This is a genomic window from Kribbella sp. NPDC050281, assembly GCF_040655855.1.
Taxonomy (GTDB): Bacteria; Actinomycetota; Actinomycetes; order Propionibacteriales; family Kribbellaceae; genus Kribbella.
This window is the reverse complement of the sequence record NZ_JBFAKS010000043.1, coordinates 59675-77840: the sequence shown is the minus strand read 5'-3', so window position 1 is coordinate 77840 and position 18166 is coordinate 59675. Positions and strand designations below refer to the sequence as shown.

The 18166-nt window shown below is 68.7% G+C and carries 17 protein-coding genes; 10 read left to right on the top strand and 7 right to left on the bottom strand.

The genetic code is table 11. The features are described from left to right. Window positions 1–18: 18 nt before the first annotated feature. The 6 genes from AB0I34_RS35510 to AB0I34_RS35485 are packed head-to-tail and all read right to left on the bottom strand — an operon-like array spanning window position 19 to window position 7563. A complete protein-coding gene (locus tag AB0I34_RS35510) occupies window positions 19–1386 on the bottom strand; it encodes a hypothetical protein (protein WP_360453892.1) in 1368 nt (455 codons plus the stop codon). Beyond that, window positions 1379–2182, bottom strand: coding sequence for an amidohydrolase family protein (locus tag AB0I34_RS35505; RefSeq protein ID WP_360453890.1), 804 nt, complete (start codon window positions 2180–2182; stop codon window positions 1379–1381). The genes AB0I34_RS35510 and AB0I34_RS35505 overlap by 8 nt, the downstream gene beginning before the upstream one ends. Next, on the bottom strand, window positions 2179–2940 hold the full coding sequence (locus tag AB0I34_RS35500; RefSeq protein ID WP_360453887.1) for an amidohydrolase family protein: 762 nt from the start codon (window positions 2938–2940) through the stop codon (window positions 2179–2181). The genes AB0I34_RS35505 and AB0I34_RS35500 overlap by 4 nt, the downstream gene beginning before the upstream one ends. Further along, window positions 2933–5116: a heparinase II/III family protein gene (locus tag AB0I34_RS35495; RefSeq protein WP_360453885.1), complete on the bottom strand. Its 2184-nt coding sequence runs from the start codon at window positions 5114–5116 to the stop codon at window positions 2933–2935. Before AB0I34_RS35495 ends, AB0I34_RS35500 begins: the two co-directional genes overlap by 8 nt. Beyond that, the gene (locus AB0I34_RS35490; RefSeq protein ID WP_360453882.1) at window positions 5113–6180 is read right to left on the bottom strand and encodes a Gfo/Idh/MocA family oxidoreductase; all 1068 of its coding nucleotides are present in this window, start codon (window positions 6178–6180) and stop codon (window positions 5113–5115) included. The genes AB0I34_RS35495 and AB0I34_RS35490 overlap by 4 nt, the downstream gene beginning before the upstream one ends. 57 nt (window positions 6181–6237) lie before the next feature. Continuing rightward, complete coding sequence (locus tag AB0I34_RS35485; RefSeq protein ID WP_360453879.1) at window positions 6238–7563, bottom strand: sugar ABC transporter substrate-binding protein; 1326 nt, start codon at window positions 7561–7563, stop codon at window positions 6238–6240. Window positions 7564–7755: 192 nt separating this feature from the next. On the opposite strand from AB0I34_RS35485, the gene AB0I34_RS35480 reads away from it, so the two are divergent. The 7 genes from AB0I34_RS35480 (at window position 7756) to AB0I34_RS35450 (ending at window position 14549) form a co-directional block, all read left to right on the top strand. Beyond that, window positions 7756–8637 carry a sugar ABC transporter permease gene (locus AB0I34_RS35480; RefSeq protein ID WP_360453876.1) on the top strand — a complete coding sequence of 294 codons (882 nt, stop codon included), beginning with the start codon at window positions 7756–7758 and terminating at the stop codon, window positions 8635–8637. After that, complete coding sequence (locus tag AB0I34_RS35475) at window positions 8637–9545, top strand: carbohydrate ABC transporter permease (RefSeq protein ID WP_360453873.1); 909 nt, start codon at window positions 8637–8639, stop codon at window positions 9543–9545. Before AB0I34_RS35480 ends, AB0I34_RS35475 begins: the two co-directional genes overlap by 1 nt. A gap of 62 nt (window positions 9546–9607) precedes the next feature. After that, window positions 9608–11137, top strand: coding sequence for a hypothetical protein (locus AB0I34_RS35470; protein ID WP_360453870.1), 1530 nt, complete (start codon window positions 9608–9610; stop codon window positions 11135–11137). After that, window positions 11134–11970, top strand: a complete 837-nt coding sequence (locus tag AB0I34_RS35465) for a fumarylacetoacetate hydrolase family protein (RefSeq protein ID WP_360453867.1) — start codon at window positions 11134–11136, stop codon at window positions 11968–11970. Before AB0I34_RS35470 ends, AB0I34_RS35465 begins: the two co-directional genes overlap by 4 nt. Further along, the gene (locus AB0I34_RS35460; protein ID WP_360453939.1) at window positions 11970–12710 is read left to right on the top strand and encodes a 6-phosphogluconolactonase; all 741 of its coding nucleotides are present in this window, start codon (window positions 11970–11972) and stop codon (window positions 12708–12710) included. Before AB0I34_RS35465 ends, AB0I34_RS35460 begins: the two co-directional genes overlap by 1 nt. Further along, the gene (locus tag AB0I34_RS35455; protein ID WP_360453864.1) at window positions 12703–13446 is read left to right on the top strand and encodes a sugar isomerase domain-containing protein; all 744 of its coding nucleotides are present in this window, start codon (window positions 12703–12705) and stop codon (window positions 13444–13446) included. The genes AB0I34_RS35460 and AB0I34_RS35455 overlap by 8 nt, the downstream gene beginning before the upstream one ends. After that, the gene (locus tag AB0I34_RS35450) at window positions 13437–14549 is read left to right on the top strand and encodes an N-acetylglucosamine-6-phosphate deacetylase (protein WP_360453861.1); all 1113 of its coding nucleotides are present in this window, start codon (window positions 13437–13439) and stop codon (window positions 14547–14549) included. The genes AB0I34_RS35455 and AB0I34_RS35450 overlap by 10 nt, the downstream gene beginning before the upstream one ends. Here AB0I34_RS35450 and AB0I34_RS35445 read toward each other — a convergent pair whose 3' ends face one another. Next, window positions 14550–15590 (bottom strand): helix-turn-helix transcriptional regulator, encoded by a 1041-nt coding sequence (locus AB0I34_RS35445; RefSeq protein ID WP_360453858.1) that lies wholly within the window; start codon window positions 15588–15590, stop codon window positions 14550–14552. 149 nt (window positions 15591–15739) lie between these two features. On the opposite strand from AB0I34_RS35445, the gene AB0I34_RS35440 reads away from it, so the two are divergent. The 3 genes from AB0I34_RS35440 to AB0I34_RS35430 all read left to right on the top strand — a co-directional run bounded on the left by AB0I34_RS35440 (window position 15740) and on the right by AB0I34_RS35430 (window position 18166). Further along, window positions 15740–16114, top strand: coding sequence for a cupin domain-containing protein (locus AB0I34_RS35440; protein ID WP_360453855.1), 375 nt, complete (start codon window positions 15740–15742; stop codon window positions 16112–16114). Beyond that, window positions 16111–16485, top strand: a complete 375-nt coding sequence (locus tag AB0I34_RS35435) for a DUF1304 family protein (RefSeq protein WP_360453852.1) — start codon at window positions 16111–16113, stop codon at window positions 16483–16485. Before AB0I34_RS35440 ends, AB0I34_RS35435 begins: the two co-directional genes overlap by 4 nt. Window positions 16486–16630: 145 nt before the next feature. Then, on the top strand, window positions 16631–18166 hold the full coding sequence (locus AB0I34_RS35430) for an alkaline phosphatase D family protein (RefSeq protein WP_360453850.1): 1536 nt from the start codon (window positions 16631–16633) through the stop codon (window positions 18164–18166).

Here is an 18166-nt window from a genome sequence, read left to right as displayed (position 1 = left end):
ATCCTCCAAGGGGGCGGATCAGTCGAGTTTCTCGGTGAGCAGCCGGAACTGCTGACGCGGACGGCCGCCACCGGTCGAACGGGCCGGCGGCACCGGCCAGGCCAGGCCGGCCTCGACCAGCTCCTTGAGCATCCGGCGGCCGGTCCGTGGGGTGACCTGCATGATGTCCGCGACGCTCTCGACGTCGACGACCACCTGCTGACCGGCCACCGGTGTGGTCGCGGCCGCGATCGAGGTGACGATCTCGAGCGCGCGCGGATCGATCGACGGCGTACTGTCCTGCGGCGCGGTCTCGGTGACGGCCGGACCCGGCGCGAGGTCGGTCCGCACGTTCGTGTCGTCGAGGTACACCGCGACCTTGCCGCCGGCGTTGACGGAATCCTCCACCGCCATCAGCGCGTTGGCCTCGGCAGCCCGCGCGGTCTGTCCGGCACCCGCGCCAACGGCAACAGGTACGCCGAGCTGCGCCGTCAGAGCGCTGAGGAACGGAGCGACCGTGAACTGCTCGGTCAGCCGGACCAGCGCACCGTGGGTCGTGGTGACGAGGAACAACGTGTCCGACCGGCGCGCCACCGACGCGCCGACCTGTCGAGCTTCCGACAGCAGCTTCTGGTGGGTCAGCAGTGCGAGCTCCTGCTGCCAGTAGTCACCCGACTCGGCGCGAGACGTGCCGGACGGGATGAGCTGGACGGCGATCATCGCGAGCTGGTGCGCGCCCATCCGGGTGCCCTGACCGAGCAGCACCGCGGTCTCCAGGGCATCCCGCACACTTGCTCGCGTCGGGGCGACCCGCAGTACAGGAATGCCCTGGGTCCGCAGCTCGCGTTCGACCGCGAGGATGGTGGTCAGGGCGACCGTGGTGTGCTGCTGCTCCCACTTCTCTCGGTGGAAGGCCGCGAAACCCGCGACCGACTCCGGCCCTTCGTACGGAATGTCGTAGACGTTGGTGGTGTCGAGGCCGATCTCGCCGTACGCCTCCTCGACGTCGGCCGCGGAGAGCGAGTCGATGCTCACCCGGCTGAGATCGACGTCCTCGATGGTGAGTGACGCCCGGAGCAGGGCGGCGTACAGCGCGGCGCCGGTCAGCGGGAGGTGCGTCGACGGAACCGTCAGCCAGTGACCGTCGGTGGCCAGGTCGAACACCCACGGCCCGGGGAACACGGCCGAGTCGATCCGGTCCCGCAGCCGCAAGTAGCGCTCCTCGGCCTCACCCGGGTCGTCGTACCCGCCGGGCACGAACCGGACCCGGTTCTGAGGCCGCAGGGCGACGTCGATCGCCACCTCGGACATCATCCGCACCAGCTTGCGCGGGCCGAAGAGCCCGACGGTCACCGCAGGCAGGCGATCACCGTTCGCCGGCTCCGCCGCTCTGACTTCCTCACTCATCGACGTCCTCCCCTGTCCCTCCCGGCAGCTGACGCCACCGGAACAGTCTGCGGGCGTTCCCGCTGAGAACATCTTGGCGTTGACCTGCCGTCAGTGGCGCGCACACCACCCGGCCGAGCGACATCCGCTGGTCGATGAAGGGGAAATCGGAGCCGAACAGCACCCGTCGGCTACCGACCCGATCGATCATCGCCTGGATCAGCGGCCCGGTCATCTGCGAGCCGCACACCTCCAGCCAGAGCGATTCGTGCCGGGCCGCGGCCTCGATCGCCTCGTCCACCCCGGCCGGCGTGATGCCCGCGTGGCCGAGGATGATCGGCGCTCGCGGGTACTTCGCCGCCACCGCCTCGAACAGCACCGGAGCGTCGTACGGCGATCGATGCTCGGAATGACTGAGCACCGGGCAACCGGTCTCCTCGGCGAAGGCCCACACGGCGGCGTACCGCGCTCCGGTGACCGGGTACTTGTGCAGGGACGGGTGCACCTTGATGCCGACGAACCGCTCGTCGGCGGCGAGCCGCTCGAGCTCGCGCTCCGGGTCCTGCCACGGATTGATGACCGCGTACGCCGCGATCCGGCCCGGGTGCGCGTCGACGGCGGCGAGGGCCTGGGTGTTGCCGAGGTGCGCGTCCTGCTGGATCGCGCGGTTCGCGGCGACCACGGTGACCTCGGTCCCGGTCCGGTCCATCACCGACACCATCGTCGCGGCGTCGGGATCGGGGATGTAGAACAGCGAGTACGGCCCGAGGTGCGCGTGCACGTCGACGACCCGGTGCAGCGGCCGGCGTCCGATCATGAGAGTCCTCCTGCCGCGAACAACCGGCGTGCGTTATCTGCACCGATCCGGGTGACCGTCTCGTCGTCGAGCCCGGACCAGGCGAGACGGACGATGCTCTCGCCCGGATCACGTACGCCGAGTCCGGTCGCGAACACCAACCGATCGCTCAGCCCTTCGGCGGCGAGCCACTCCACGCCTTGATGCGCGGCGAAGTCGACGAGATCGACGGAGAGGTTGTCGTGGTCGCGCAGCGCCGACCACAGCCTGCGCAACTGGCGGTAGCCGAGGTTCGACACAACAATCGGCAGCATCGGAAAGCGAGTGGCGATCGCATCCAGGTCCGACCAGCCGATCTCCGCGGTGTCGACGCAGAGCGGCAGTCCACTGCCCTCGAGTGCCGCATAGAGATCCAGCAAGGCATTCGGTGCGTACCCGTGGGAGTGAGGATGAATCCGGAACGCCGCGACGCCTTCGGCCAGAGCCTGCGCGACCAGCTTGTCGAGTGAGTCCAGCTCGCCCGGCGTGGTGGGAACCGCGGTCCAGCAGGCCAGCACACCGCGGTCCGCGAGGCTGTTGGCCACCGCGGTCGCCTCGGCGTTGCCGCCCAGCGGGTCGTGCAGCCACGACGCCATCGCGCTGATCAGAGCGCCCGACATGGCGTAGGCGTCCAGGTGGGCGGCGATCGCGTCGCGGTCGGTGGACGGCACCAGGGACGACGGGTGCGCACCGGTCACGATGCGCGCGTCGAACCATCCGGTGGTGGCATCGTCAGTCATGGCGAGCCCCATCGACCGTCCAGCGCCCCGCGTACGGCAGGGTGAGGTGCGCCCAGCCGTCGCCATCGCTCTCCGCGGTGACGAGTACGCCGTCGAGCCGGATGTCACCAAGCGGCCGGATCCACAGCGCACAACGCCCGGAGCAGGTCACCTCGAGGCGAAGCGCCCCGTCGGCGACGACGGCCGAGACGTTGACGTCCTCAGAAGTGCGCAGCAGGTCAAGCAGCGCGCGGGTCCGCCAACCAGTTGCCCAGGACAACCTTCCGGACCGGGTCCGGACCCAGGTCGAGCGACTCACCCGGTCGACGGTGTCACCATGATCGATCGTCAACCCGTCGTCGTCACGGGTGACCGAGACCTCCGGCACCTGAGCGCCGGCATGCGGGAGGAGAACGGTGGTGAACTCCCCACTGTCACGCGTGAGCCCGAGCGAGTAGAGCGGACCGTACTCCGCGACCGGCTTGTCGACGAGTGGACGCCGGGCGACGCCCTCCGATGTCTCAACCGTCGTGGTCGAGGGATCGCCCGTCTCGATCAGAAGCAACCCCGGTCCGTCCGCGGCAGATGCGTCGTACGCGAGGGGACCGACCTGCTGCCACGGGTTGAGGGCGTGCCAGTACGCGCGGAACGTGTGCTCCCCGGCGGCGCTGTCGTCGGAGACCACCACGACGGCCGGCTCCTCGCGCACCATCGCGATGGTGCGCGACTGCGGTACGACGCTGCCGTGGTGGCGACCGGAGAAGACCGCGACCTGCCCGGTGTCGACGAGCGGATCGACGTGTACGCCGCGATCCGTGCTCAGCTCCTGGTCGTCGACGAGCACGGTGTTGTGACCCCGACCGGACTGGTACCAGGTCAGGTAGTCCGGATCGTCATAGCTCGGCGGACCACCGGCCTCCCACAGCAGCGGTCGCTGCCAGCCCTCGAGGATCAGATCGAGTACGGCGCGATGCGAGTGCGACTCGAGCTCGTGCTCGATATGCGGTCCATAGTTGATGACGGCCTGCAGATCGCCGCTGCGCAGGATCACATAGCCGGTGTCGGCCAGCACGGTGCTCCGAGCTGGTGTGGGCACTGCCTCCTCCCGTGCAGTGGCAACCGTGTCCAGCCAACGCCGCTGCCTGTCTGCGTCGTCCCAAGCCGGTAGCGCCGCTGCCTCGACCCCGAAGTCCTCAGCAGACAGCCATTGCGCGGCGATCCGCGCCAGCGCTGGGTTGTCGAGCACGTAGCTGCCACGCAGCAGTGACGTGGCCGGCCACTCGATGCCGCTGTCCTGCAGGTGCGGGATCCAGCCGCCGGGGGAGACCAGCTCGCACAACCACTGGTGCATGGCGGCAACCTTTGGGTGCGCCGCCACGTCCGCGTCGAGCAGAGCGGCCGTCTGCAGAGCGGTCAGGCACATCTTGTGATAGCCGGGGGAGCGCTCGTAATGCCCGCCGTCTCCGTAGACGTCCAGCAGCAAGTGCTCGTCGATGCGCTCACGCGCCCGCTCCGCCCAGCTCCTGGCCTCAACCAGGTCGGGCAGAACGGCGCTGATGTGCAGCAGCTCGGTCGCACACACCAGTTGCCAGTTCCCATGGCGGAAGACGTCATGCTCGTCGTACGCCCAGCGGGCTCCACCGACCAGCGTGGCGACGAGACTGCCCCATCCGCGATCCGACAGCGCTGAGTCGGTCAGAACCTCCAGCGTGGGCAGGAGATTCCGGCAGCGCGCCCACGTACCGAGCGAGTACCAGATGACGTCGAGACCCGGCCACTCGCCGGTCACCGAGTCACGCTGCTCGACCCAGTCCTCGAGGTGCTGCTCGAACGCGTACAGATACCGCTCGTCGCCGGTCAACATCCACGCATGGACACCAGGCGACAGCCAGCCCAGGTAGTGGAAGCCGTACCGCTGTGACCGGCCGCGCTCGCGCCCGGTCACCTCCACTCCGGTCAGAAGTGGTGCTGCCGCGGCGAGTACGTCGTCCGCCGCGGAGGTGGAGCGGATCGCGTCGGTCCACTCCTGGAGCGGCCACGCCGGCCGCCGGAGCCTGCCCGCGACGAAGGCACGCAACGCACCGACGTCCTGGACACCGGGTGGGGAGCCGAACGCCTTGATCAGGTCGTCGGTCCCGATCCGGTTGATCCGGCCGTCGATGTGCCGCGGCTTCTCGGGGCCTGTGGTGGCGTTCATGCGTTCCCTGAGCCGGACGCCAGCTCAGCGAGCATCGAGACGTCGACCGGCTGCCGGGTCTCGATCGAGGTGTGCGCGGCCTCCAGTACGGCGGTCACGTTCCGGCTGCTCTCGATCGTGATCAGCGGCTGCTTGCCGGTGCGGCAGCAGGTGACCCAGTGCGCGATCGCGTCGGCGTACGCACCGGCCGGGATGCCGTGCATCACCCGTTGCAGCATGTTCCTCGGGTAGCTGTACCCGTCCGGGCGGGCCACCACGACGCTCTCCTTCTGCCGGTCGAGCTGGATCACGCCGTTGTCGGTGACGACCGAGACATAGGAGTCGACAGTGGTCGGGAAGGTGTTCGGGTAGATCCATGCAGACTCGAACGTCGCCACGGCCCCGCGCGAATACTCGGCCTGGATCTGGATCGCATCCGGGGTGTCGATGCCGAGCGACCGGAGCTTGCCCCACCGAGCGGTCGCGTAGACCCGGCGGACCTGGTCGCGCAGCAGCCACGAGACCAGGTCGATGTCGTGGCTGGACAGGAACCAGGCGCAGGTCGTGCGGTCGGCCCAGGACAGCATCTCGGTCGGCACGAAGATGGTGTCGTCCTTGCGGGCGTACGCCACCGCTCCGTCACCGAGATCCGCGAGTAGGTCGTAAGCCTGCGCGTAGGCGGGAACCCAGCGGTGGTTGAACAGGCACATCGCGACCACACCGTTCTCGCGGATCGCCTTCACCGCAGCGTCCGCCTCGGCGACGGACGTGGTCAGCGGCTTCTCGACCAGGATGTGCTTCCCGGCCTCGGCGGCCCGGACCATCATCTCGCCGTGCAGATGATCCGGCGTGGTCAGGACGACCGCGTCCACCGACTTGTCGGCCAGCACGGCCTCCAGGTCCGGATGGATCGCCGGCCGCGGTGCACCGCGCCCCTCGATCTCGTCGGCCAGCCGTCCGGCGGAGTCCGCCGAACGACTGGTCACCGCGGTGACCTCGACCTCCGACAGCCCGGACAGGGACAAGGCATTGCCTCGCCCCATGATCCCGGCGCCGACGATCCCGATCCGCACCCCGTTGCTCACCAACCCACCGACCTTTCGATTCCGCGGCTCACCGGTTTGTCCGACGCGAGCGCCAACTCACTTGCCCTTCGCGAGGGTGTCGTTCCACGCCTTCTCGGCGGCGTCCAGCGCGTCCTTGGCGGACTTGGTCCCGGACATGTACGCCCGGATCTGGTCGTCGAACAGCTTCCGCAACTGCTCGTCGTTGCCCGAACCCATCGACGCGTCCACGCTGTTCTTGAACGTGTCCAGCAGAATCTTGCGCGCCTGGTCGGCGGACGTGGTGCCCGGGATGTCGGTGAAGAACGGGTCGGCCAGCGCCTTTACAGATGACGGATAGATCGGCACGAGCTTGCACAGCGCGAGCTGCTGCTCGGGCGCGGCGACGTACTTGAGCCACGCGGCCGCGGCGGCCTGGTTGTCCGACTTGGCCGGGATGCCCATCACCTGCTGGCCGGGCATGTAGAACTTGCCGTCGGCACCGGTCACCGGCGGTCCCACGACGATCGACGTGTAGACGGCCGGGGAGTTCTTCTCGACGTTCAGCAGCGAGCTGGACACGGCGGCCGGGTTGAAGGCGATCAGCTTGTTCTCCAGTGACTGGGGCAGATCGCGCTGGTTCTCGCCGAGGCTGCCGGGTGCGATCGCGCCCGAGCTGAAGAGGGTCTTGAACTTCTCCACGAGAGCCAGCGTTTCCGGCGTATTGAAGGCCGCCGACTTGCCGTCCTCCGACAGCAGCTTGACACCGTCAGCCTGGACCACGCTGGAGTAGGCCATGAAGTTGGTCGCGGACTTGCCGGTCGCGTCGTGGTATGCCTTGGCCAGGGCGAGCGCCTCGTCGTACGTCTTCGGCGGCTTGGCCGGGTCGAAGCCGGACTTGGCCAGCAGATCCTTGTTGTAGAACGCCAGCGAGGTACCGCCGTTGTACCAGGGGATCGCGATCCGCTTGCCGTCGGCAACCAGCGGGTCGGCCAGGTTCGGCAGGTAGGCGGCGACGTCTTCCTTGCTGAACAGGCCGTTCAGGTCGGCCATCGAGCCGGCGAACAGGCCGGTGGTGGCGGACGTGAAGTTGACGACGTCCGGCACCTTGCCGCCGGCGATCGCCGCCAGCAGCTTGGTGGTGATGTCCTGACCCGGGACGTCGACCCACTTGATCGACACCTTCGGGTGTTCCTTCTGGTAGGCGTCGATCCACTTCTGGATGTCCGGCCCGTAGTTCTTCTGCAGGTTGATGGTCCACCACTCGACCTCGCCGGAGTAGGCGTCGGTCGACTGCTGTTCTGGCTCGTCTCCGCCGGCCGGACTGCCGGAAACGCATCCGGCGAGGGCCAGCGGCAAGGCCAGAACCATCGCGACGGTGGGGACGAGGCGTCCCCTCAGCAGGGATCGTGTGCGTCGCGACATTGCGAGCTCCTCGGGATGTGTGTCCTAAACACTGCTTACAGACACCACAGTGTTTGCCATCGATCGGCCGGCGTCAACCGATGACTTCCAAAAATCTTGTCAATTAACGCTTCCGGCGGCGGGTGTGGTGAGCTACGGTTCCGCATAGTCGCGAAGCTGAAAGCCAGGTTTCAGACACGAGAGGCGGAAGGCATGCCGGGTCTCAGGGGCCGCGTGGTCGGTCAGCACTGGTACACGCCGTACGCGTTCATGCTGCCCGGGCTGCTGATGTACGCCGCGATGTTCGCCTGGCCGGCCGTGATCGCGATCCAGTTGGCCTTCTCCGACTACAACATCGTCAGCCCGGTCCGGTTCTCCGGGCTGGACAACTTCTCCCGGCTGCTGGATGACCCACGGGTCTGGATCGCGCTGCGCAACTCACTGCTGTTCGTGGTGATGTTCCTGCCGCTCACCGTGGTCGTCCCGCTGTTCCTGGCGATGCTGGTGAACCTGAAGCTGCGCGCGATCCAGGCGTTCCGGATGCTCTACTACCTGCCGGTGATCACCTCGATGGTCGCGGTGGCGGTCGCCTGGCGGTACGTCTTCAACCGCGAAGGCGTCATCAACTGGCTGCTCAGCCTGGTCGGGGCGGGTCCGATCGACTTCCTGCTCGATCGGCACTGGGCCCTGCCGACGGTGGTGCTGCTGGAGGCGTGGAAGAACGCGGGCCTGTTCATGATGATCTACCTGGCCGGACTGCAGGCGGTCCCGCCCGACCAGGTCGAGGCGGCCACGATCGACGGCGCCAACGGCTGGCAGCGGCTCAGACACGTCATCGTCCCGTCGCTGCGGCCGACGTTCGCGGTCACGCTGATCCTCAGCATGCTCGAGGCGATGCGCGCCTTCGAGTCCGTCTACGTGCTGACCCGCGGCGGTCCGCTCGACTCCACACTCACCCTCGGCTACTACATCTGGTCGAAGGCCTTCGAGGACTACGACATGGGCTATGCGAGCGCCGTCGGCCTGTTGCTGTGGGCAATCATGATCGTCCTGGCCGGCTTCAACCTGGTCGTGACCCGGCGGAGGGACGGCTGATGGCGACCCGGAGCCGACTGGCCAGGCGTGCCGGGCAGTTGCCGCGCGTCGTTCCGGCCACGTCGCAACCGACGCCGGCCGGGACCTCCCGGCGCACGGTACGGCGGATCGGGCTCTACGTACTGCTCATCGCGGTGGCGGCCCTGTTCATCGGCCCCTTCCTGATCCTGCTGAGCTCGGCCACCAAGCCGGCCAGCCAGGACGTGTTCGGCTTCCCGCCGGACCTCATTCCGCGCCCGCCGGTGGCCGACTGGTTCCGGGAGGCGTGGACGACGATCCCGTATGCCCGGTTCCTGGTGAACTCGCTGATCTACGTGGGGATCACGGTCCCGATCTACCTGGTCGTCTCCGCGCTCACCGCCTACCCGCTGGCCCGGATCGCGTTCCGCGGCCGCGGCGTGTTCTTCCTGTTGTTCCTGTCGATCATGTTCCTGCCGGGTGAGCTGATGCTGATCCCGCGCTTCCTGGTGATGAGCCAGCTGGGACTGACCGACACGTTCGCCTCGGTGATCCTGCCGGCCATTCTCTCGTCGCTCGGGATCTTCCTGCTCCGCCAGGCGTTCTCGCAGATCCCCGACGAGATCGTCGAGGCGGCCCGGATGGACGGTGCGAACGAGTTCGCCATCTTCTGGCGGATCGCGGTGCCGATCGTCGCTCCGACGCTGGCCGTGCTGGCGATCCTCGGTTTCGTCTCGGTCTGGAACAGCTTCATCTGGCCGCTGGTCACCCTGACCAGTCAGTCCAAGTTCCCGATCGCGCTCGGCATCGCCTACCTGAGCGGAGTCAGCGGGACCGACGTCCGCGGTCTGGCCGCGGGCACGGTGATCTCGCTGGTTCCGGTCGTCATGGTCTTCCTGTTCCTGCAGAAACGCATCCTCAACAGCATGGGCGGTGCGGTCAAAGGCTGAGTCGCCACGTCCGCCCGCCCCCGTGTGGTTCCCGCCGTTCCCGTCCACCCCAGCGAGGCATCATGTTGAACCCGCAGCTCAGTCGCCGTACCTTGCTCCTGGGCTCCGCCGCCGGCGGAGCCGTCGCCTGGACCGGGCTTCCGGCTCTCCAGGCGTCCGCCGCTCCACTCGTCTACGATTCGCCCGAGGCCTTCGACGTGGCCCAGACCGGGTATCTCGCGTCCGACCCGCAGAACAACGAGGCCGGGGTGTACGCGTGGGGGGAGTCCTACTTCCTGCTCAGCCTGCTCCGGATGTACGAGGCGTATGGGGACGAGCGCTACCTGAACACCTTCGAGCAGCGCGCCAAACACGTGATAGCGACCACCGACCACGCCCGCCACGTGAAGGACTACGCCGGCCGGTCCGGCAAGGTGTGGCGCACGGCCGGCAACTACACCGCGGGCCATGGCGTGCTCCCGGACGGCGACGGCAAGCCGGCCGTGCAGCTGCGCTGGGCCGGCAGCAGGGCGGCCGAGTCGACGGCCGAGGTGTCGAACGTCAGCGGCGACACCTTCGACCTGATCCTGCGCAACCCGGCCACTACCGGTGTCGTGACGTTGCGCGGTGTCTCCCTCGATCCGGCTGCCACGTCGTACGTCGTGACGGCGGTCAACAACGCGTACACCACAGGGCTCCGCTGGACTGCTGTCGACCGTCGGACCGCGCCCGCCGCCGGCCCCGCCCCGGCGGAAACCACGATCGCCTTCGAGTCGCAGTACTACGTGTTCGCCGTCCACACCGGGATGATTGCGTTCCCGCTCGCCCGCTATGCCCGGATGGTGCTGCAGTCGCCGAAGTTGCGGCGTGGCCCGAGGCGGAAGGTGGCCAAGGACCTGCTTGACGCCGCCACCGCGGCTGTGGCGTTCCACGACCCGGAGTGGGTCTCCCACGCAGACGGGACCGGTGACTACGTCTGGCCCAAGGGTGCGCCGATCCCGTTCGACGGCACGATCCAGCCGTACAACCAGAGCCAGGGTCTCGGCCAGGTGCTGGTCGAGCTTTACCGCGTGACACGGCAGCAGCGCTACCGGACGCGGGTCGTCGAGATGCTGAAGGCGTACCGCGCAGGTCTGACCCTCGCTGCCGACGGTGCCTACGTCTGGCCCTACTGGCCGCCGTACAGCCAGATGTACGCCGGTTTCCCGAAGACCGCCGGGATCTCGGAGTACACGCCGGGGTACTCCGCGTCCACGCAGATCGAGGACATCAGTCACGCGGCGATCAGTACCGAGTTCGTGCACGCGGCGTACGACGCGAAGATCGAGACCGACGTGGCCACGGACGTGCTGCGGTTCACCAAGACGTTCACGCAGCGGGTGGTCCGGTCCGAGGCCGAGGTCTGGTTCCGGGTGGACGGGACCGGGACCGCGGTGCCCGCGAACGCGGTGCAGTGTGCACGATGGGGTGCGTACGCTGAGCAGGATCTCCTTGTCTACCAGCAGGCCCTCCGCGTGTACGACGCCGTGCAGCTCGATCCGGTGCAAGGCTCGCACGCATTGGGTATCGCGTATCTGAACTGGGCCAAACAAGCTCCATGGAGGAATCAGTGAGATTGCTACGTGTCCACACCGACGACGGTCTGCGTGACGCCGTGCTGACCGAGGACGACCGGGTGGTGACGCTGGCCGGGGAGCCCGGGGCGTTCGACCCGGCCGGGCTCCGGGAGCGCGCCACCGCGGCCCTCGCCGACGTGGGGACGACTGCCGCGTTGGACGACGTACGGCTCGCCGCACCGCTCAGCCCGGGCAAGATCGTCTGCGTCGGGCTGAACTACGCCGACCACGCGGCCGAGGGCGGTCAGGCCGCGCCGGCCGAGCCGATCCTGTTCATGAAGGCACCGGACACCGTGGTCGGCGCCCGCGACGACATCGTCATCCCGCGCGGCAGCGAGAAGACCGACTGGGAGGTCGAGCTCGGCGTCGTGATCGGGCGTACGGCGGCCTACCTCGACAGCGAGGCGGATGCGCTGGAGTACGTCGCCGGCTACGTGCTGGCCAACGACGTGTCGGAGCGGCACTTCCAGCTGGAGCGTGGCGGCCAGTGGGACAAGGGCAAGAACGCAGCGACCTTCTGCCCGCTGGGTCCGTGGATCCTGACCGCCGACGAGGTCCCCGATCCGCAGGCGATCAAGCTCGGCCTGGACGTCAACGGCGACGTACTGCAGGACGGCTCGACGGCGAACATGATCTTCGGCGTCGCGCATCTGGTGCACTACATCTCGCAGTACATGACGCTCTACCCGGGCGACGTGATCAGCACCGGCACGCCGGCCGGCGTCGGTGCGGGACAGAAGCCGCCGCGGTTCTTGCGCAAGGGCGATGTCGTGCGCGTGTGGGCCGACGGCCTGGGTGAGCAGCACAACCGGCTGGTCTCCGCGTCTTGATGATCGTCGACAAGCTGGAGGTCGAGACGCTTCCGGATCCCGCAGCCGTCGGGGCGGCGGCAGCGGCGGCCGCGGCCGAGTCCCTGCGCCGGATCATCCAGGCGCAGGGCTCGGCCCGGCTGGTCCTCGCGGCGGCGCCGAGCCAGCAGCACACGCTGGCGGCACTGTCCGTTGCCGAGGGCATCGACTGGTCACGGGTCGAGGCGTTCCACATGGACGAGTACGTCGGGCTGCCGGTCGCCGCGGAGCAACGCTTCGGCCGGTGGCTGGGCCGGCATTTCACCGCCCCGGTGCCGCTGGCTGTCTTCGACCCGGCCGGCGGCGCGGAGCCGGTGGCCGAGGCGGCTCGCTATGCGGCGCTGGTCGCGGCTGCGCCGATCGACATCGTGCTGGCCGGGATCGGTGTCAACGGGCACCTCGCGTTCAACGAGCCGCCGGCCGACTTCACCACCAGCGACGTCGTGCAGGTGGTCGCACTCGACGAGATCAGCCGACGGCAGCAGGTGGACGAAGGGCTGTTCGGGTCGCTGGACGACGTACCGACCCATGCCTGGACGCTGACGGTTCCGTTCCTGCTGTCGGCGCGCGACATCTTCTGCATGGTGTCCGGTCCGGCCAAGGCGGACGCCGTACGGCGAACGTTGCACGGTCCGGTGGATCCCGGCGTACCGGCGAGTGCGCTGCGGACGCATCCGCGGGCCCGGATGTATCTCGATCAGGAGGCCAGCCCGGATGAGTGAGTATCTGACCGCGATCATGGCGTTGCTCGGCCGGGTCGAGGCAGAGGAAGGCGAGTCCATCGCAGCCGCTGCCCGATTGATGGCCGAGCAGGTCGCCGCCGATCGGCTGATCCAGGTGTACGGCCCGGGCGGGCACTCGAACCTGGCCGCCCAGGAGATCTTCTTCCGGGCCGGCGGTCTGATGCACGTCTCCGCGATCCTCGACGAGGGCACCTTGCTGTCGAACGGCGCGCGCCGCTCCATGGCCGTGGAGCGCACGCCGGGTTACGGTCGAATGGTGATCGAGAACGCCGGGCTCGGCCCGGACGACCTGCTGTTGCTGGTGAACGCCTACGGGATCAACGCGGCGCTCATCGACGCGGCCCTGACCGCTCGCGAGCGCGGCGCGCGGACGATCGGCGTGAGTTCCCGTGAGCACGCCGAGCAGACGGCGAAGTCGCATCCGGCGCGGCATCCGTCCGGTGCGAACCTGCACGAGGTCGTCGACGTTGCCGTGGACACCAAGGTCCCGATCGGCGACGCGGTGATCGAGATCGCCGGGATGCCCGAGCGGGTCGCCGCGGTCTCCACCTTCGCCAACGCATTCACGCTCAACACGATGGTGCTGGCCACGATCGAGCGGCTGATCGAGCAGGACGTCGTACCGCCGGTGTGGCGCAGCGGCAACGCACCCGGAGGGGACGAGGCGAACGCGGCCTTCATCGGCAGGTTCAGGGAGCGGGTGCGGTGGCTCTAGACAGGTGGTCCGGCAGGGACCCGTGGTCGGGGGAGACCCTCCACCTCGAGTACGCAGACGGCCTGATCTCCCGCATCGAGCGCGCGCCCGGAGACGCGGACCTGCCGTGGATCAGCCGGGGACTCGTCGACCTGCAGGTGAACGGGTACGCCGGGTACGACCTGAACGGCGACGATCTGTCCGTGGACACGGTCCGCGGTCTGCGGGAGGCCTTGCGGCGGGTCGGAGTTACGGTCTTCGTGCCCACGCTGATCACGGCGAGCCCGGAGCGGAACCGTCGTGCTCTCGGGATCGTGGCCGAGGCGAGGCGGCAGGACGCCGAGGTTGCGGCTGCCGTTCCGTTCGTGCACCTCGAGGGTCCGCACATCTCCGACCAGGACGGTCCGCGCGGCGCCCACGACGCGGCCTTCGTCCGTCCGCCCGATCTGGCCGAGTTCGAGCTCTGCCAGGACGTCTCGGACGGACTCGTCGGCTTGATCACCGTGTCTCCGCATTGGCCTGACAGTGCTGATTTCATCGCGGAGGTCGTTGCCGCCGGCACCCGAGTGGCGGTCGGGCACACCCACGCGGACGGCGCGCAGATCCGTGCGGCGGCCGAGGCCGGCGCGACGCTGTCCACCCATCTGGGCAACGGCGCGCACGCCCAGTTGCCGCGGCACCCGAACTACCTGTGGGCACAATTGGCCGAGGACCGGCTGAGCGCCGGGTTCATTGCCGATGGCCACCATCTCCCGGCGGACACGTTCGTGGCGATGGTCCGCGCGAAGGGCCTGGATCGGTCCTTCCTGGTCTCTGACTCGGTGGCGACCGGCGGCCGGCCACCGGGGGTGTACTCGTCGTCTGTCGGCGGCGAGGTGGAACTCACCGATGACGGACGGCTGGTCGTCCTCGGTACGCCGTACCTGGCTGGAGCGGCCGCGCCACTCGCGGACGGCGTCGCCTGGGCGGCCGCCGCCTTCTCGTTGCCCGAGGCCCTCACCATGGCCGTCACGACGCCCCGCCGGATCATCGACGGGACGGACGGGCGGCTGCGGCCCGGCGTTCCGGTCGAGGACGTCATCACGTTCCGCTGGCAGCCCGGCGACCGCGCTCTCGCCTGCTGATCAGAGCGTCAGGTCGTCCGGGCGCAGGGTGGCGACGAGTTCGCCGCGGCTCCGCACACCGACCTTGGCGAACGCCGACTTCAGGTGGTCCTGGATCGTGTGCGGCGAGATCGACAGCCGGTCGGCGATCTCCGTGGTGCTGTGGCCCGAGATGACCTCGAGGCAGATCTCGCGCTCGCGAGTGGTCAGTCCGTACGCCGCGAGCAGCATGCCGACCAGGTGGTGACCACCGGCCGGTTCGATCGTGACGACGACCTCTGACTGGTCGTCGTCGCTGATCAGCCGGCTGCCCTGCAGCACCACCCAGCCGCCGGTCGCGGTCTGCACCCGTGCCTGGAACGTTCCGGCCGCCCGAGTCCCGGTCACCACGGCACGCAGAAGGGTGCTGAACCGCCCGGGTGCGATCTCGTTGAGCTCGTCCTGCCAGGTCCGCGCGGCCGCGGTGATCGCGCGCGGCTCACCGCTCGGGCCGGTCACTACGATGGACGGTCCGCCCCCGCCCTTGTAGCCGTGCGCATCGGTTCGCACCGCCACCCGGGTCGCCGCACCGATCGCCGGCGCCACCGAGCCGAGGAACTCGACCTCGCGGTCGCTGAACTCCGGGCCGCTCCGGACGAATCCGGCCGCGCCCCAGCAGTCGCCGTCGACGGTGAACGCGGCCCGCACCTCGTGCTCGATCCCGAGTGGCCGCCAGATCTCGTTCAGCCGCCGGTGCCCGACGACCTCGCGGTACGGCAGGTCGGACAGTCGCGCCACGGGGTACGGCCGGCGGGCCAGGTCGGCGAACGAGTTCGGGACGGTACCGGCGTACTCCGTCTCGGCCAGCGTGGGTTCGTACTCGGGCGGGATGTGGTCGCGGCCGCTCGTCATCGAGCTGATCACCAGCGTGCCCGGATCCATCGCGGCCCAGCAGGTCAGCTCACTGCCGACGACCTGCTCGACCACCTCGATCGCCGCGGCGTGCAGTTCCGCGACGCCCAGTCCGGACGTCGCCAGTGCCGCGATGTCCCGGCGCGCGGCTCGCGCCCGGCCCTCCCACATGGGCTCAGTATGCGCCGCCGTACCGGAGCCGCCTATCCCTGAAATGTGGGGGATCCAAGGCGATCCAGACCCCCGGTGGACGGGATGGAACCGCCGCTCACCGCTGCCTACCGTCGCAGCCAGACAGTCGCAGCCACAAGGGAGGCATCATGAACGAGTCGGTACACCTGAGCACAGCCGGGACAGGCGCGGAGTACGCCGCCCCGGATGCGATCGTGACAGTCAAGGTCGGCAGCGAGCACACCGGCGCGCAGTACGAAGTGTTCGAGATCGACGCGCCGCGCGCCCCGGCCGCGCCACCGCACAGTGAGTCCTGGAGCAAGGCGTTCTACGTCCTGACCGGCCGGATCCTCGTGCAGGCAGGCGATCAGGGCTATGACCTCGGCCCCGGCTCGTCGATCAGTATCCCGGCCGGCACGCTGAACACGTTCTCCGTGCTCACGCCCTCGGCGAAGTTCCTCGCCATCAGCCAGACCGGCCGGATGAGCGCGCTCTTCGCCGAGCTCGCCGAGGTGCGGTCATGAGTACGGCGACGCAGGTGCTGGCGATCGTGATCGCGGTCATGCTCGTAGCGGTGTTCGTGATGGAGTCGTTCCTGTACCGGAACCCGCGGCTGTACCCGATGTTCCTGACCAAGCCTCGCGACTTCGACGCGGTCCGGTTGTGGACCGTGAACATGGGCTTCTACAACCTGACCACGGCGATCGCGCTGGTCGTCGGCGTGCTGCTCGCGCGCAACGATCACGTCGCGCAAGGACAGGCCCTGGTCGTCTTCACCGCGGCTCAGCACACGTTCATGGCCGTCGTCCTGGTGGTGTCGCAGCGGAAGCTGTGGCTCAACGCGCTCCTCGAGGGAGTCCCCGCGGCGGTGCTGCTCATCCTCGCCCTCAACTGAGCAGTACGGCGCGAGGTGTAGGAAACTTACGGGTCTTGCGCAACTATGGGCATCAAGCACCATCACTCAAGGTTCTCCGGATGTCACCATCAGCTTCATCCAGCCGGGGACCCTGCCGCCCTGAGTACCCGTGAAGGTGAGGCTCATGAGCCCAATCAGTCGCAGAACCCTTGTCCTCGGCGGACTCGCCGCGGTCGGCGTCAGCGCTCTGCCGGTCCGCTCGGCCGTGATCGCGGCGACCGCCGCCGTCCCGTACCCGTTCCAGCTCGGCATCGCGTCCGGTGAGCCCGACGCGAACAGCGTCGTACTGTGGACCCGGCTGGCCCCCTCGCCGCTGAACGCCGACGGCCACGGCGGGATGACCGACACGAACATCGTCGTCGACTGGCAGGTGTCCACCACCGACACGTTCAGTACGCTGGTCGCGAACGGCCAGGTCACCGCGACGTACGCGACCGCCCACTCCGTCCACGTCGTCGCCGGCAATCTGAACCCCGACTCCGACTACTTCTACCGATTCCGTGCCCAAGGCCACGTCTCGCCGGTCGGCCGCACCCGGACCACGCCCGCGATCGGCGCAGCCGGGCGCGACCTGACGATGGCGTTCACCTCCTGCTCGCACTACGAGGAGGGCTACTACACCGTCTATCGCCGGATGGCCGAGGAGAACCCGGGCGTCATCCTGCACCTGGGCGACTACATCTACGAGTACGGCGCCACCTCCGGGCGGCCGCGGCTGCACCTGGGGGCCGAGATCGTGACGATCGCGGACTACCGGCGGCGGTACGCGCAGTACAAGACCGACCCGGATCTGCAGGCCGCGCACGCGGTCGCGCCGTGGATCGTCGTACCGGACGACCACGAGGTGGAGAACAACTACGCGGGCACGATCCGCGAGAACAACACCCCGGCGCTGACGGCTGCGCAGTGGACCGCACGACGGTCGGCGGCGTACCAGGCGTACTACGAGAACATGCCGCTGCGGCCGGCTCAGGCCAACAGCGGCAACAGCATCCCGCTGTACCGGCGGCTGCGTTGGGGGAGTCTGGCAACGTTCCACATGCTCGACACCCGCCAGTACCGCAATGACCAGGCCTGCGGCGACGGCTGGAAGATCTGCTCGGATGCGGACCTTGCCTCGCGCAGCCTGCCCGGCAATGCGCAGGAGACCTGGCTGCTCGACGGTCTGAACCAGCACCTGGGCACCTGGGACATCATCGGTCAGCAGGTGTTCTTCGCGCGGCGGTTCAACTCGACCGGCGCGAGCATGGACTCGTGGGACGGCTATCGCGCGTCCCGGGCCCGGATCCAGCAGGGCTGGGTCGACCGCGGTACGCGCAACCCCGTCGTACTGACCGGCGACGTGCACCGCGCCTGGGCGAGCGACCTGAAGGCCGACTACAGCAACGCGAACTCGGCGACCATCGGCTCCGAGTTGGTCACCAGTTCGGTGACGTCCAGCGGTGACGGCGACGGCGCCACCACGATCCCGGACGTCGGGACCAACCCCTGGCTGAAGTTCTACAACAACCGCCGCGGTTACGTCCGGACGACGATCAGCCCGACGCAGCTGCGCGCCGACTTCCGTGCGGTGGCGAAGGTGTCGGAACACGGTGCCGCCGCGACGACCGCGAAGTCGTTCGTCATCCAAGAGGGCCAGCCCGGCCTGCAGGCTGTGTGA

Coding starts and splice junctions, on each gene's coding strand:
- AB0I34_RS35435 (WP_360453852.1), top strand. CDS start 16,111: ATGAGTACGGCGACGCAGGTGCTGGCGATCGTGATCGCGGTCATGCTC.
- AB0I34_RS35455 (WP_360453864.1), top strand. CDS start 12,703: ATGAGTGAGTATCTGACCGCGATCATGGCGTTGCTCGGCCGGGTCGAG.
- AB0I34_RS35460 (WP_360453939.1), top strand. CDS start 11,970: ATGATCGTCGACAAGCTGGAGGTCGAGACGCTTCCGGATCCCGCAGCC.
- AB0I34_RS35495 (WP_360453885.1), bottom strand. CDS start 5,116: ATGAACGCCACCACAGGCCCCGAGAAGCCGCGGCACATCGACGGCCGG.
- AB0I34_RS35440 (WP_360453855.1), top strand. CDS start 15,740: ATGAACGAGTCGGTACACCTGAGCACAGCCGGGACAGGCGCGGAGTAC.
- AB0I34_RS35485 (WP_360453879.1), bottom strand. CDS start 7,563: ATGTCGCGACGCACACGATCCCTGCTGAGGGGACGCCTCGTCCCCACC.
- AB0I34_RS35430 (WP_360453850.1), top strand. CDS start 16,631: ATGAGCCCAATCAGTCGCAGAACCCTTGTCCTCGGCGGACTCGCCGCG.
- AB0I34_RS35475 (WP_360453873.1), top strand. CDS start 8,637: ATGGCGACCCGGAGCCGACTGGCCAGGCGTGCCGGGCAGTTGCCGCGC.
- AB0I34_RS35510 (WP_360453892.1), bottom strand. CDS start 1,386: ATGAGTGAGGAAGTCAGAGCGGCGGAGCCGGCGAACGGTGATCGCCTG.
- AB0I34_RS35500 (WP_360453887.1), bottom strand. CDS start 2,940: ATGACTGACGATGCCACCACCGGATGGTTCGACGCGCGCATCGTGACC.
- AB0I34_RS35470 (WP_360453870.1), top strand. CDS start 9,608: ATGTTGAACCCGCAGCTCAGTCGCCGTACCTTGCTCCTGGGCTCCGCC.
- AB0I34_RS35445 (WP_360453858.1), bottom strand. CDS start 15,590: ATGTGGGAGGGCCGGGCGCGAGCCGCGCGCCGGGACATCGCGGCACTG.
- AB0I34_RS35480 (WP_360453876.1), top strand. CDS start 7,756: ATGCCGGGTCTCAGGGGCCGCGTGGTCGGTCAGCACTGGTACACGCCG.
- AB0I34_RS35505 (WP_360453890.1), bottom strand. CDS start 2,182: ATGATCGGACGCCGGCCGCTGCACCGGGTCGTCGACGTGCACGCGCAC.